This is a genomic window from Streptosporangium sp. NPDC050148, assembly GCF_055586505.1.
In genome coordinates this window covers 18,908-32,532 of the sequence record NZ_JBVJIA010000043.1, presented here as the reverse complement: position 1 = coordinate 32,532, position 13,625 = coordinate 18,908, and the positions used below count along the sequence as shown (strand labels likewise).

Annotated in this window: 16 protein-coding genes and 1 tRNA gene; 12 read left to right on the top strand and 5 right to left on the bottom strand. The window is 68.6% G+C overall.

The window, feature by feature from the left end; all coding sequences use genetic code 11:
• Positions 1-120: 120 nt before the first annotated feature.
• From ACZ6RT_RS33205 to ACZ6RT_RS33190, 4 genes are all read left to right on the top strand, one after another.
• Positions 121-498, top strand: coding sequence for a hypothetical protein (locus tag ACZ6RT_RS33205; protein ID WP_470157825.1), 378 nt, complete (start codon positions 121-123; stop codon positions 496-498).
• On the top strand, positions 495-755 hold the full coding sequence (locus tag ACZ6RT_RS33200) for a hypothetical protein (RefSeq protein ID WP_470157823.1): 261 nt from the start codon (positions 495-497) through the stop codon (positions 753-755). The genes ACZ6RT_RS33205 and ACZ6RT_RS33200 overlap by 4 nt, the downstream gene beginning before the upstream one ends.
• Positions 756-1,385: 630 nt before the next feature.
• On the top strand, positions 1,386-3,155 hold the full coding sequence (locus ACZ6RT_RS33195; protein WP_470157857.1) for an IS481 family transposase: 1,770 nt from the start codon (positions 1,386-1,388) through the stop codon (positions 3,153-3,155).
• A 213-nt stretch (positions 3,156-3,368) separates the two neighbouring features.
• Positions 3,369-3,605 carry a hypothetical protein gene (locus ACZ6RT_RS33190; protein WP_470157821.1) on the top strand — a complete coding sequence of 79 codons (237 nt, stop codon included), beginning with the start codon at positions 3,369-3,371 and terminating at the stop codon, positions 3,603-3,605.
• Positions 3,606-3,645: 40 nt separating this feature from the next.
• Here the strand turns inward: ACZ6RT_RS33190 and ACZ6RT_RS33185 are convergent, their stop codons facing one another.
• Positions 3,646-4,518 carry a GntR family transcriptional regulator gene (locus tag ACZ6RT_RS33185; RefSeq protein ID WP_470157820.1) on the bottom strand — a complete coding sequence of 291 codons (873 nt, stop codon included), beginning with the start codon at positions 4,516-4,518 and terminating at the stop codon, positions 3,646-3,648.
• A gap of 112 nt (positions 4,519-4,630) precedes the next feature.
• On the opposite strand from ACZ6RT_RS33185, the gene ACZ6RT_RS33180 reads away from it, so the two are divergent.
• Genes ACZ6RT_RS33180 through ACZ6RT_RS33170 form a run of 3 tightly spaced genes read left to right on the top strand, consistent with a single transcriptional unit; the run spans position 4,631 to position 7,469 of the window.
• Positions 4,631-6,127, top strand: coding sequence for a replication initiator (locus ACZ6RT_RS33180; protein ID WP_470157818.1), 1,497 nt, complete (start codon positions 4,631-4,633; stop codon positions 6,125-6,127).
• Entirely contained in the window at positions 6,124-6,330 is a 207-nt protein-coding gene (locus ACZ6RT_RS33175; RefSeq protein WP_470157816.1) for a helix-turn-helix domain-containing protein, read from the top strand. The genes ACZ6RT_RS33180 and ACZ6RT_RS33175 overlap by 4 nt, the downstream gene beginning before the upstream one ends.
• Positions 6,327-7,469, top strand: a complete 1,143-nt coding sequence (locus ACZ6RT_RS33170) for a site-specific integrase (RefSeq protein WP_470157814.1) — start codon at positions 6,327-6,329, stop codon at positions 7,467-7,469. The genes ACZ6RT_RS33175 and ACZ6RT_RS33170 overlap by 4 nt, the downstream gene beginning before the upstream one ends.
• 87 nt (positions 7,470-7,556) lie before the next feature.
• Here ACZ6RT_RS33170 and ACZ6RT_RS33165 read toward each other — a convergent pair.
• Positions 7,557-7,633: transfer RNA gene (locus ACZ6RT_RS33165), tRNA-Pro, on the bottom strand.
• Between the two features lie 110 nt (positions 7,634-7,743).
• On the opposite strand from ACZ6RT_RS33165, the gene ACZ6RT_RS33160 reads away from it, so the two are divergent.
• From ACZ6RT_RS33160 to ACZ6RT_RS33145, 4 genes are all read left to right on the top strand, one after another.
• Positions 7,744-8,190, top strand: a complete 447-nt coding sequence (locus tag ACZ6RT_RS33160; protein WP_399197300.1) for a hypothetical protein — start codon at positions 7,744-7,746, stop codon at positions 8,188-8,190.
• Positions 8,191-8,492: 302 nt separating this feature from the next.
• The gene (locus ACZ6RT_RS33155) at positions 8,493-9,125 is read left to right on the top strand and encodes a hypothetical protein (protein ID WP_399197299.1); all 633 of its coding nucleotides are present in this window, start codon (positions 8,493-8,495) and stop codon (positions 9,123-9,125) included.
• Positions 9,126-9,130: 5 nt separating this feature from the next.
• On the top strand, positions 9,131-9,919 hold the full coding sequence (locus ACZ6RT_RS33150) for a hypothetical protein (protein WP_470157811.1): 789 nt from the start codon (positions 9,131-9,133) through the stop codon (positions 9,917-9,919).
• Positions 9,920-9,921: 2 nt separating this feature from the next.
• Entirely contained in the window at positions 9,922-10,116 is a 195-nt protein-coding gene (locus tag ACZ6RT_RS33145; RefSeq protein ID WP_344903924.1) for a hypothetical protein, read from the top strand.
• Between the two features lie 654 nt (positions 10,117-10,770).
• Here ACZ6RT_RS33145 and ACZ6RT_RS33140 read toward each other — a convergent pair.
• A complete protein-coding gene (locus ACZ6RT_RS33140; protein ID WP_399197297.1) occupies positions 10,771-11,271 on the bottom strand; it encodes an ATP-binding protein in 501 nt (166 codons plus the stop codon).
• A gap of 74 nt (positions 11,272-11,345) precedes the next feature.
• Positions 11,346-12,122, bottom strand: a complete 777-nt coding sequence (locus ACZ6RT_RS33135) for a SigB/SigF/SigG family RNA polymerase sigma factor (protein ID WP_344903930.1) — start codon at positions 12,120-12,122, stop codon at positions 11,346-11,348.
• Between the two features lie 193 nt (positions 12,123-12,315).
• Between ACZ6RT_RS33135 and ACZ6RT_RS33130 the strand changes: the two genes are divergently transcribed.
• Positions 12,316-12,711, top strand: a complete 396-nt coding sequence (locus ACZ6RT_RS33130) for an STAS domain-containing protein (protein ID WP_399197296.1) — start codon at positions 12,316-12,318, stop codon at positions 12,709-12,711.
• Positions 12,712-12,746: 35 nt separating this feature from the next.
• Here ACZ6RT_RS33130 and ACZ6RT_RS33125 read toward each other — a convergent pair whose 3' ends face one another.
• The gene (locus ACZ6RT_RS33125; protein ID WP_470157808.1) at positions 12,747-13,523 is read right to left on the bottom strand and encodes an ANTAR domain-containing response regulator; all 777 of its coding nucleotides are present in this window, start codon (positions 13,521-13,523) and stop codon (positions 12,747-12,749) included.
• Between the last annotated feature and the right edge of the window lie 102 nt (positions 13,524-13,625).

The following is a 13,625-nucleotide window of genomic DNA, read 5'->3' as shown; positions in this document are numbered from 1 at the left end:
CTATCGCCTCCTGTGCGAGCACGTGTACGGGCGATGTCATGGGAGGACCGTGAAAAAGCGGAACCCGCAGGCGCGGACACGCCGTACGGGTTCCTTGATCGCACACTGGAGGTGCGACCCATGGACAACTGTAGAGCCGTCCCACCCGCCGTTGATGAGGCGATGGTGGAGAGCCATGACAGGGCACTGGCCGTGGTTCAGCGACTTCTCGCAAAGTGGGGAATCCGTGCTCACCGTCATCACACGATCAGCCTGGGGCTGTTCGCCAACAGGGCGGCACCCTGGCCCGATCAGCCCTCGCTTCGGTCGTGGATGGAGCGACACCCGCCGGAGCTGACCGTGAAGGGTCCACAAGGCTGGCGCATGGCCACGGTGACCATGGGGCCGCGCTCGGGCAGCTACATCCTCTCCCTGCGCGACAGTTCCACTCTCCAGGCGGTGAAGAGAGAGCATCCCGAACAGGTGGTCGCCCTGATCATGGCTGCTCGGAAGTCATGACCGTGCACGGCTGGATCATCCTGGGCGATGCGGCCACGAAGCGAGTGAACGGCCAAGAGGTCGTCATCACGACCGGTAAATCGGGTGACATCGGGATGGCCATCAAGGCGTGGGAGGACGCCGAACGCCACCGGATGCTGTACGAGCTGGGCAACCTCGGCCGCCTGGTCGACGCCGCGATGACGCGCCTTCAGCTTCACCACCGTTCCCCGGGCAGCCGCAGGAAGCAGCCTCCGGAAACCGGCGGCACCTCATGAGCACTGGCCGGGTACGGCACGCGGCCTTCCTACAACCACGTCGCTGTATCCGGCCAGGAGGAATCGCACTCAGGTGGCCGTGTCATTCGGTGGCAACCTGACCCGGAGCGCAGTGCCGCCAGGCGCGAGCACCGGAAGCAGGGCGGCAGAGTCCTTGCTCCTCGCCATAGAGGCGTTGTCGATGATCACCGAGTGGAGACGGCCGGCGCAATGCCGAATGGCACCCCGTAGGGGCCGCGAAGCGGTTGGGCCGGCGGTCGGAGCGGCAGGCGGCAGCGCGTACCAGAGGCGGCGGGTGCGTTCGGTGCGGCGGGTGCTCGGTGCGGCGGGCGGCGGGGTCCGGCCGTTCGCGCCGGGCGGGCGCGGGACGGGACCGGCCTCCAGGCCGCATGCCCGGTCCCGATGTCCGTCCGGCGCGGGCGGCCGTGCCGCGCCGTGCGGCGGCGCGGAGCGCTGGCGCCTTGAACCAGTAAAGAAACTCTGAGCCACTAATGATCAGTAGTGTGTGTCCTACTTCGGCTGATGCTTGACAGTGCGGCTTCGGTTGATGCTTTACACCCCTTCGGCTGACCTGCCTTCCTGGTGATCGGTGACGATCGCGTGGGGAGGCCCGGGTTGGCGCTGGTGGAGTTGAGCGTCATGGAGCAGCGGTATCGCGCTGTGTTGGAAGTAGAGGCGGGCTGTCCGGTGACCGAGGTCGCGCAGCGCTATGGGGTCTCGCGGCAATCGGTGCACGCCTGGGTGCGCCGCTATCGAGCCGGCGGCCTGGCGGGGCTGGCTGATCGCTCGCATCGGCCCCAGGAGTGCCCGCATCAGACGGCTGCCTCGGTGGAGGCGCTGGTGTGTGAGTTGCGCCGCTCCCATCCGCGGTGGGGCCCGCAGCGGTTGGCCTATGAGCTGGCGCGTCGGGATGTGACGCCGGTGCCGTCGCTGGCCACGGTCTATCGAATCCTGGTGCGCAACACGCTGATCGTCCCGGGGCAGCGGCGCCGTCCCAGGTCGTCGTATGTGCGCTGGGAGCGTGAAGCGCCGATGGAGTTGTGGCAGCTGGACGTGATGGGCGGGGTGATGCTGGCCGATGGCCGGGAGTGCAAGCTGATCACCGGGATCGATGATCACTCCCGGTTCGTCGTGATCGCGCAGCTGGTGGTGCGAGCGTCGGGGCGTGCGGTGTGTGCGGCGTTCGCGAACGCGATGCGCACCTTCGGGGTGCCGCAGGAGGTGCTGACCGATAACGGCAAGCAGTTCACCGGGCGGTTCACCAAGCCGCGGGCCACCGAGGTGTTGTTCGAGCGGATCTGCCGGGAGAACGGCATCAGCGCGCGCAACACTCAGGTGCGCTCACCGACCACGACGGGGAAGATCGAGCGCTGGCACAAGACGGTGCGCGAGGAGTTCTTGGCCGCCCATAAGCCGTTCGCCAGCACCCAAGCCGCTCAGGACGCCTTGGATGCGTGGGTGGTCGATTACAACACCATCCGGCCGCATCAAGCGCTGGACATGGCGACTCCGGCCAGCCGGTTTGCCCGCGCTGCACAGGTCCTGGCTGAGGGTGCACAAGAGTTGCCGTTGCGGCTTCCGGCGGAGCTGACCGCGCTGCCGAGCCGAGCTGCGTCGACGTCTGAGACGTCGAGTGTCGTCGTCGCCGAGGCGGTGCCGGTGGCCGTGGAGGTCGACCGTGTGGTGCCGCCGAGTGGGAACCTGACCGCGTGCGGGCGTCAGGTCTGGCTGGGGCCGGCGCGAGCCGGGCAGACCGTCACCGTCTGGGCCAGCGCCACGACCATGCACGTCTTCATCGGCGAGGAACTGCTCAAGACGCATCCAGTGACGTTGACCGGTGCCGACCTGGGCCGGTTGATGGCCGGTGGAGGCAGGCCGGGCCGTCCGTCGCCGGCGACCGCGCTGCCGACGGGGCCGTTGGCGGCCGATGCGGTGGTGGAGGTCGACCGGATGGTCAACAACGCCGGGTGCGTGGGCCTGGCGGGCAAACTGCTCAGCGTCGGGGTCCCGCTGGCCGGTCAGCGGGTCACGCTGCGGATCGACGCGCAAACGGTCCGGGTGATCGCCGGAGGGGTGCTGGTGCGCACCAGGCCGAGCCCGTTGACGCCCTCGCAGCGAGGCCGGTTGCATGGCGCCCGCTTGGCCCACAGCCCCAACGCCGCCGCCGTTGGCCTGTTCCCGACGGTGGAGCGGGTGGTGTCGGGCAACGGCACCCTCATGGTCGCCGGCTGCAAGGTCCAGGTGGGTCAGGTCCACCGCGGCAAGGTCGTCACCGTCGTCCTTGAACAGACCCGATTTCGGGTGCTGTTCGAAGGCGAGGAGCTGTCGGAGCATCCGCGAACCGTCATCAAGGAGGTCAACCGGCTGCGAGCAAGCGGCCACATCGACTACAGGATCTAGGCCAGGTGGAAAGCATCAGCCGACACTGATCCGTCAACCATCAACTGAAGCTTTACAAATGATCAGTAGTGTGGAGCCATGCCGCTTGAAGGGACATCGTCGCCGACACCCAAGTTCCCGTCTGCGTGGGGGGACGTGTACGGCTTCCTGGAGGAGGTACGGCGTCGGCCAGGGATGTGGATTCGTGGCGGTTCTCTGCGCGACCTTGAAACGATGTTGATCGGATACAAGCTCGCGCTAGACGTTCATGGCGTCAAGGAACGGTTCGACCTGTGGCCGAACGGCCCCTTCTCCGAATGGCTCGCTCGCTACGGCCGGTCGAGTGCATTGGGCTGGGCCGCCGAGATCGAACGCCAGGTAGAACCCGGCACTACACCTTTGGACGCGTTCTTCGCTTTCCTGGACGAGTACCGGGCTGAGCAGGGCGAGGACAATACCGAGGCGAGTTAACGAACTGCGCCTTGCCGAAACATATCCCCTCGATGTCGCGCTAGATCATGAGGGCGATGCCGTTGTCGGCGAGTTCTTGTGGGGTGAACACTGCGCTGGTGTCGTCGGCGAGTTCGGCGCTGTAGCCGATCTCGTAGCGGTTGGCGGGGGCTTTGACCTCGGTGACCTCGATGGGGTGGCCGTTGGTGTGGGCCATGGTGCGGCGGATGATGAGGATCGCTTCGGCGTAGTCCATGCCCAGGCGGGTGCGTTCGTCTTCGTAGGCGATGCGGGAGGTGGTCAGGGTCATCCACCGGATCGGGCCGTGTTCGCGGATGAGCGATTGGTAGAAGAAGCCGGGGCGCTTGCGGTACTGGTCGAAGCGCTTGGGGGTGTCCCAGTCGGGGAGCATGTCGGCGTTGGTGTAAGAGTTGATCTCCAGGCGGGCTGAGGCGCCGTGGATGGTGGCGGTGTGTCCTCGGTGCCACATGCTGCGGCGGTGGATGACGGGGTGTCCGGCTCGCACTCCGAGGATGATCGCGAGATCCCGGTTGGCGGTGATTTTCTCGCCGGTGAACAGCGGGGTGTCGGGGTCGACGTCGCGTAGGGCGAGGTCCCAGCCAAAGGCTTGAATATCGGGGTGGTTGCCGGGGGCGGCCAGGTCGGGTCTGATCTGGTGGCTTATGAGAATGACGTGGCGCTCGGGCATGGGGCGGACGAAGGAGCCGCGTCCGCGCATGACGTAGGCGAGTCCTTCGGAGACCAGGGTGTCGATGGCCTTGCGGACGGTGGGGCGTGAGACCTCGTAGCGGCGGACCAGTTCCGGCTCGCTCGGCAGGGCTCCGCCGGGCGGGTAGCGGCCGTCCAGGATCGCGGTTCTCAGGTCGGCGGCGATGGTGCGCCAGCGGACGTCCTTGTCCTCGGTGGTCTCCACAGCAGCTCCTTCTCGGGAAGTTCCATAACTACTTGTACTACAGGTTGCATGAAACCCTCAACGCAAGGCAACATGTAGTACAGGCAGTATTGCATGAAAGGGGGTGGTCACCATGAACCAACCGAACGAGCACGACCAACAAGCACAACGACACCCGGAGTGGATGACCGATCTGGTCCAGGTGCTCAACGCACCCGGCTACGACCGGTGGCGCTCCATGGTGACCGCTACCGGCGGCTGCGCCAACCCGATCCACCTGACCGGAGAGTCGGCCATCGTCAACACCGACACCGGCGAGATCCTGCACACCTACCGCACCGCCGATGAGCCGTCCGGGCATCTACTGGTGGCCTGCGGCAACCGCCGCGCCTCGGTGTGCTCGGCCTGCTCGGAGGTCTACCAGGCCGACACCTTCCACCTCATCCGCGCGGGCCTGTCCGGCGGCAAAGGCGTCCCGGAAACGGTGAGCGCGCACCCTCGGGCGTTCGTCACCCTCACCGCTCCGTCCTTCGGTCCGGTGCACACCCGGCGGGAGAAGAACGGGACGGTGCGGGCCTGCCGTCCCCGCAACCGCGACAAGGTCTGTGAGCACGGGCATCCGGTCGGCTGCCACGCTCGCCACGAGCAAGGAGACGAACGGCTCGGGCAACCCATCTGCGGCGGCTGTTACGACTACGTGGGCGCGGTGCTGTGGCAGGCTCATGCGGGCGCGCTGTGGCACCGCTTCACCCTGGAAGTACGGCGCACCCTGGCCAGTCAGGCGGGGCTGAGTCGTAAGGAGTTCGGCAAGCAGGTCCGGGTGTCGTTCGCCAAGGTGGCGGAGTATCAGCGGCGCGGCCTGGTGCACTTCCACGCCATCATCCGCCTCGACGGCCCCGAAGGCAGCAGCCAACCCCCGCCGGACTGGGCTGATCACCACCTGCTCACCCGGTCGATCCCGCCGGCGGTGCGGCGGGTCACCGTGACCACGCCCGCGAGTGATCTCGGACGGCGGGATCTGGTCTGGGGTGATCAGCTCGACATCCGGCCGATCCTGCTCGACGCCAGCGCCGATGGGTTGAGTGAGCGGGCGGTGGCCGGCTACATCGCCAAGTACGCCACCAAGGGGGCCGAAGCCTCCGGCACCGTCGATCATCGGCTGTCGTGTCCGGCCTGCGGCGGTCGGGGGCGGCTGCGGCTGATGGCCTCCTGCGAACGCTGCCACGGAACGGGCTTGAAGCCAGGCCTGCACCTGGACGCGCTGCCGGTCACTGAGCACGCCCGGCGCATGATCCGCACCTGCTGGGAACTGGGCGCACGCCCGGAGTTCATGGCACTGCGGCTGCGGCCATGGGCGCACATGCTGGGCTTTCGGGGCCACTTCTCATCCAAGAGCCGCGCCTACTCCACCACCCTGGGCGACCTACGGCAGGTGCGCTCCACCCACCGGGCCACCGAAGCACGCAAGCAGCACGGTCTACCCGCCCTCGGTGACGAGACGACGCTCGTGCTCGGTCACTGGCGCTTCGCCGGAACGGGCTACACCCCCGGTGAGGCGATCATGGCCGAACACATCCGGCACCGCGTCTCCCAGGCCCGCGCCATCGCGGCGAAACGGGAGGACGGTTGACCGCACCCCACCCGTCCGCCGACCGGCGGCTGTATCGCGTCAGCGAAGCCATGTACCTGCTCAGCATGAGCCGCAGCGTGATCTACGAACAGATCCGATCCGGGCGCCTGCGCTCGGTCCACCAAGGCCGAACCCGGCTCATCCCCGCCTCGGCCATCACCGACTACGTGGCACTACTCGAACAGGAAGCGAGGGCATCATGACCACACGACGCAGCCGCGGAGACGGCGGCCTGCACTGGGACGAGACCCGCGAACGCTGGATCGCCTCGGTCACCGTCGGCTACACCCCGGCCGGAAAACGCATCGTCAAGAAGGCCAGCGGCAAGACCAAGACCGAAGCCAAGGCCAAACTCAAAGAGATCATCCGCGACTACGACGACGGACTGGCGAGCGGTCCAGCCAACTACACCGTCGCCGACGCCGTGACGGGCTGGCTCACCTACGGCTTACACGGACGCGACCCGAACACCGTGGCCAACTACCGGACCCTCTGCGACAAGCACGTCATCCCCGGCCTGGGCGCCCGGAAGCTGCGGGAGTTGAGCGCGGAGGACGTGGACCGGTGGCTCATGGGGAAGGCCAGGACGCTCAGCGCCCGCACTGTCCGCCTCCTCCACTCGTGCCTGAACCGGGCGGTGAGGTTCGCCCAGTCCCGCGACAAGGTGAAGCGCAACGTGGTGGGCCTCTGCGAGGTCCCCGAGGGAAAGGAAGGGCGGCCATCCAAAGCGCTCACCCTCGACCAGGCGGAAGCCATCCTCAAGGCCGCGAGCGACACCCGGATGTACGCCTACGTCGTGCTCTCCCTCCTCATCGGTGCCCGGACCGAGGAGCTGCGGGCGCTCGTATGGTCGGAGGTGGATCTCGACGGCAAGCCGGGCACCGACACTCCCCCGTGGATCGCCGTGTGGCGCTCCGTGCGGGAGGGCGGTGACACCAAGACCCGGAAGTCACGGAGATCTCTCGCGCTGCCTCGTCGCTGCGTCGAAGCCCTCCGGGAGCACCGGACCCAACAGGCCAGGGAGCGCGAGACGGCAGGCGCGAGGTGGACGGAGAACGATCTCGTCTTCGCCTCCCTCGTCGGCACTCCCCTGGACTCCCACAACGTACGGCGGGCGTTCCGGAAGATCGTGAAAGACGCCGGGTTGCCCGCGAAGGACTGGACGCCTCGGGAGATGCGGCACAGCTTCGTCTCGCTGCTGTCCGACTCCGGCGTACCCCTGGAGGACATCGCGCGACTCGTCGGCCACAGCGGGACCGCCGTGACGGAGGCGGTCTACCGGAAGCAGATCCGCCCGGTTCTGCTCGGCGGGGCGGAGGCGATGGACCGGATCTTCACGTGACCGGAGCGATAGTCACTCAGTTAGTCACCCAGAACGAAGAAAGGGTGCCTCCCTTTCGGGTGACACCCTTGCCGACCAGCTAAAACCTGGTCGGGACGACAGGATTTGAACCTGCGACCCCTTGACCCCCAGTCAAGTGCGCTACCAAGCTGCGCTACGTCCCGGTCGTCCTGCGCCCTCTCGGGCGGGACGTCATAACCTTAGCGCAGATCCAGCGGGCTTGCGCACACGATGACGCCCGCGGGGGCAGGCGATCGCGAAGGGTGGCGGGCAGGTGGGACGTAAGGCGTTGATCGACCCCGAGGAGCTCCGGCGGCTGGCCGGGACGGGGTTGTCGAACGCGGAGCTGGCCGCTCGGTTCGGGGTGAGCGAGTCAGGGATCTTGCAGGCGAAGCGGGCCGCCGGCCTCTCGAAGCCGATGCTCGACCACTCGCGGGCCATCCCGTGGAAGCTGGACCGCTCGCACAACCAGTCCGGGCCAGCGACGAACCTGCGGAACCTGTCGGCCGTGGCCCAGGGGCGGGCCATTCCGGCCGAGAAGCTGAACACCGCGCTGCGCTGGGCCGGACGGCTGGTGGAGGGCGGGCTGGACGTGTCCTACGAGCCCGGCCGGGGGTTCGCCGAGGTGCCCGCCTCACCGCGGGACTGGCTGGTCGCCAGGGTGCTCGGCGAGGCTCGGCGGGCTCTCGAGGGCGACGCGGAGCGACACACCGGCGGATGACGCGGGCGGCGCCCACCTCCGGGGAGAGGTACGGGCGACAAGGCGCGGCCCCGGAGGAGGCCGGACCCTCGGAGACCACGTCACGAAGGCGCGGGACCGGACCACCGCGACGAAGGTGAAACACCCCCACCGGATCCGGAATGGCAGGACGCCGGGCGAGACGGGATTAAACAACCGACAAAATATGAGAAAACATCACATATAGACCACGGCATGGGAATCCGTAAATGTCGGCGGCCGGTTTCGAGCCCTGTACCTGGGGCAGCGCACCGGAACAAGCGCCTACACAACCGGAGGCAGACATGTCCACCGTGGTCTGGGTGGCCGTCGTCGTGGTCGCGGTGGTAGTGATCGCCGCAGTCGGCTATTTCGTCGTGCAGCAGCAACGCCGACACCGGCTTCGCGACCGTTTCGGCCCCGAATACGAGCGTACCGTGCAGGAACGTGAGAACAGGCGTGAGGCCGAGCAGGAGCTCATCGCCCGCGAACAGCGTTTCAGCTCCCTCGACATCCGCGCCCTGGACGCCGGGACGCGGGAGATCTACAGCAAGAAGTGGATGGAGGTCCAGGAGCGTTTCGTGGACGCACCCGGTTTCGCGGTGACCGAGGCCGACCATCTGGTGACCTCGGTGATGGCCGAGCGCGGCTACCCCACGGACAACTTCGAGCAGCGGCTCTCCGACCTGTCGGTCGCGCACGGCCGTACCCTCGACCACTACCGGGAGGCTCACGAGATCAGCAGCCGGGCGGCCCGCAAGGAGGCCTCCACCGAGGAGCTCCGGCAGGCCATGGTGCACTACCGCGCCCTGTTCGAGGAACTGCTCGCCGCCCCGGCCAGCCCGGCCGTCGGTGACCGGGACACCCGGCGGACCGCTCCGGACGTCCCCGCCTCCGACGACGACCACACCGCCCGACGCGACGCCGGGGAGCGGTGATCCGGATGAACGATCGATCGGCTCCGGACGGCGACCGCCTCGTCCACAAGGCGGACCAGAACGACGAGCGCCCGGTAGGCGGGCCCGGCGAGAACGACCCGGCCGCCTCCGGACACGCCCAGAACGCGAGTTCCAGGCCCCGGGAGACGCCTCCGGACGACACCCTCGTGGCCCGGCGGGAGGACTCCCGTGCCGGTGACGCGCACGACGTGACCGGAGACGGGCCGCGCGACGACCGGCGCACCTCCTCCGGTGACGACCTGGTCAGTGACCACGACGCCCCGCTGAGCGCCGGCAGGCGCGACGTACCGGACGACGACCCCGGCGACGGGCGCGCCGGTACGCTCCCCCGGGACCAGGGCGCGGACACGCCGGCCGGTGGCTCCACGGCCCAAGACCGGGTGCCGGACAGCGCCGGTTTCCCCGACAGCACGGCGGGCAGGCCGGACGACGTGCTCGACGAGGGATCGGGCTTCACCGACGCCGAGCGGCCCGTCACACCGGCCGCCGGGCCCCCGATCCTGTTCGACCAGGACTCCGAGGGGATACGGCGACGCTGGCAGGAGGTCCAGGCCAGCTTCGTCGACGACCCTCGGCAGGCGGTGGAGCGTGCCGACTCACTCCTCGACGAGGTGACGAGCTCCTTCCGCAGCGCGCTGGAGGCACGGGCCTCCGAGCTCCAGGGACGCTGGAAGAACATCGAGAAGAACGACACCGAGGATCTCCGGACCGCCCTGCGCGACTACCGGGCGACCCTCGAACAACTCCTGAACATCACTGCTGGGACGAGGTAATCATGCTTGCGATCGCCGCTGCCATCGTTTTCGGTCTCGGGCTCCTGCTCGACCTGATCAACGTCGCGATCCCCGGACTCGGCGGGTCGTTCTTCCTGCTGCTCGGGCTCCTGCTCCTTTCCCTCCACCAGGCCGGGATCGGCTCGGCCGGTCCGCGCACCGGTGGCGGGGGCGGGGGCTGGCGCCGCAGGCGTTGATCCCGGGGCGAGCCTCCGGAGCCCTCGGAGCGCCGCTCCTGAGCCTTCCGGCACCAGGAGGATCGGCCCCGAGGCCACGACCGCAGAACGAACGGGAGAGGACCCCGGCCACATGGCCGGGGTCCTCTCCCGTTCCACCTGGTGAACCGTGACGCGCCGCCGCCCACGAAGGATCGACCGCCGCGGACCACCGGCCGCGACGTGCCTCACGGCGGATGCGACGGGGACGCGACGTCCTCGATCACGGGCCTTCAGGCGCCTGTGGCGCGCTCAGGGACGGCGCGAGCCGGAGCCGGTCGTCCGGCACGGGGCGGCGCCGCACACGGCGACACCGCGCGAGACAGGGCCGTACGCGAAAGAGACTCCCCAAAAGGCCGTACGCGAAACGCAGGCCGGAACGAGGCCCTACGCGAAACGGAGACCCCGGGACGATGCCGGGGAGAAAGAGTGCCGTACGGGGCGCACAGAGGCCGGTACGGGGCGATGCCCACGGCCGGGAAGGATCATCGGCCACGGACGTCGGCGGGCGATCGTCGGTGCCGGTACTTCGGGTACTTCGGTATGTCAGTGCCTCGTTCCGGCGGGGCGCGCGCCGGACGGGTGAGGCCTCGTGTCCACCGGTGGTGCGGGCCGCCGGGGGGACGGCGGAGGTCGTCAGATCTTGAACGTCATGGTGATGAAGGTGCCCGAGGCACCGGTCTCGAACTTGATGTCCGAGCTGACCATCCGGGCCACCCACAGGCCCATGCCACTGGTGGCATGGGGCCCGGGGGGCGTCTCACCCGGCGCGGGGCCGGGGTCCCACCGGCCCTCGTCGTGGATCTCCACGACGAGGGCCCGGCCGACCGTCCACATGCGCAGGACGGCCTTGGCCGTGGGGTGTCCATGGGTGACCGCGTTCGTGGCCACCTCGTTCAGCGCGACCAGGAAGTCGGCCAGGCTCTCCTGCGACATTCCGCTCCGCACCGCCTGGGCGGAGGCGAAGTCGCGCACGTCGGGCAGGTCGGGAAGGCAGAAGGCCAGCTCGGCCACCGCTGCCCCGGCGGGAGGGATCCTGGAACGGTCGCCACTCGCCATGAAGCGAGCCGGACGAGCACCGTCCTCGTTCACCCGAGACCCGCCTCCCCTGTCCCAGTCCGCCTTCGTTCTCAGCATCCGGGATCCATTCAAACGCACCTTACGCCACGTCCGTTGTCGCCGACTGGGGTGCCCTGTAGCGGGCGATGTATTCAGCATTCGGCGACAAGTTCCTCGCGGAGCTGATCGAGCACCTTCCGCAGGATACGGGAGACGTGCATCTGGGAGATCCCGAATTCGGCCGCGATCTCGGCCTGGGTCATGTTGCCGAAGAAGCGGAGCAGGAGGATGTTCTTCTCCCGGGCCGGGAGCTTGTCGATCAGCGGCTTGACGGCCTCGCGGTCCACCAGGGTGCCCAGGGCGTCGTCCTCGTCGGGGATGACGTCACCGAGCGCGGCGGCGTCGTCGTCGGCGCCGAGGGGGGCGTCCAGCGAGAGCGCGCTGTAGGCGGCGGAGGCGTCCAGGGTGAGCAGGACGTCCTCTTCGGAGATCTTCATCTTGGCGGCCAGCTCGCTGACCGTGGGGGCGCGGCCGAGGTCCTGGCTGAGGTCGGCGACCAGCCGGTTCAGCTCGGCCCGGCGCTCCTGGAAGACGCGGGGGACGCGGATGGCCCAGGTGCGGTCGCGGAAGTGTCGCTTGACCTCACCGGTCATGGTGACCACCGCGTAGCCGCGGAAGGGGTGACCCAGGGACGGGTCGAAGCCGTTGATGGCCTTCATCAGACCGACGTACGCGGCCTGCAGGAGGTCCTCCATCGGCTCGCCGCGGTAGCGGTAGCGGCGGGCGATCTCCATGGCGAGGTGGCGGTGCATCTCGACGATGCGCTCACGCAGGCGCTCGGCGCGGTACTCGGAGATCTCAGGCAGCGACATCTCGGCGAGGAGTTCCTCGGCGGTCATGTCGGTGATTTCGAGTGCCTGAACAGACATTGCTGCTCCCTGGTATTACTGTCGGGCGAGCCGACCACGGAAGCAACATCCGGGCAGACGGCATCGCCTCGACCTACGTTTCGAGGCGAGGCCCTCTGCTGGACCTCTGCTTCCATTATTGCCATGAATCCCGGAGTATTACTCGCTCGCAGGTAACAGTAAGGTTGCTAATCGAATGGCGAGGAGGCCCTGAGTGACGGTGTCGGAGAACGGCGAGAGATCGGCGGCCCTGACTCTCACGTCGGCGGTCGTCGGTGGGATCAACGTGATCCACGTGACGGGTCTGCTGGACGCGACGACGAGAGACCAGTTCGCCGACTACCTGGCGGCGGAGTCGGGCGAGCACGGCCCGGACATGGCGATCGACCTGAGCGGCGTGACCTTCATGGACTCGCGCGCGCTGGGGCTCATCGTCCACCACTGGCAGGTCAGCACCACCGCGGGCGCGAAGTTCGCCCTCATCGGGGTGGAGTACGCCAAGACCAAGGTGATGTGGATCACCGGCCTGGCCCAGCGGCTGCCGCTGTACGACACGGTCGAGGACGCCCTGGCGGCCTTCGGCGACTCCCCGGGGGCCGGTGACCGCTAGGGGCATCGGGCCCCCGGGGCCGGGCCGGCCGCGCCTCAGCTTCCCGTGAAGCCCTCCGTGAAGCCTTCCGTGGAACCCCCCGCGGAGCCCTCCGGGGCTCCTGTCCTGGCCTCGCGGTTGCGCTGGTGCTCGTCCACCAGCAGCCGGGCCAGGTCGGCGACCTTCACCTGGTGGTGCTGGGAGATGCGGCGCAGCTCGTCGAAGGCGGCCTCGGCCGAGCAGCCGCTGGACTTCATGATGATGCCCTTGGCCTGGTCGATGATCGCTCGGCCGGCGAGCGCCTCCTGCATCTGCGCGGCGTCGGTGCGCACCTCGTCGTAGTCCCACATGTTGGCCAGGGCGACGCCCACCTGCTCGGCGAGCATGTCGGCCAGCGGCGGGACGTTCCTGGCGGCGAAGACCCCGGGCCGCACGCCGTACATGCCCAGGACCAGGACGGCGCGCTCGACGGTGATCGGCATCGTCAGGATCGAGCGGACGCCGCAGCGGACGGCCATGGCGACGTAGCCCGGCCAGCGGGACTCGCGCAGGACGTCCTGGACGATCACGTGGCGCCCGGTGGCGCGGGCCTCGGACGAGGGCCCCTCACCGAGCCGCTCCTCGCTGTCGGCGAGCACGACGAGCTCGCTGTGGGAGGCCGAGACGACCACCCGTTCCTCGCGCCACAGCTCGGCGGAACCGCCCGCGCAGCCGGGCACGCCGCCCGCGAGGGTGGCCGTGAGCCCGCGCAGCACGCTCTCGCTGGACGTCTCCTCGCTGACCCTGCCGAGGACCGCCAGGTCCCTGGCGAGGACGGGAGTGACCATGTCCATCCGCGGGCCCCCTTTCCTGTGCCACCAACCTAACCACTACCCGACCACGCGCCGATCCGGCCTCGAGTGGCGTACCGTCTACGACGGGATAACGCCCCATCC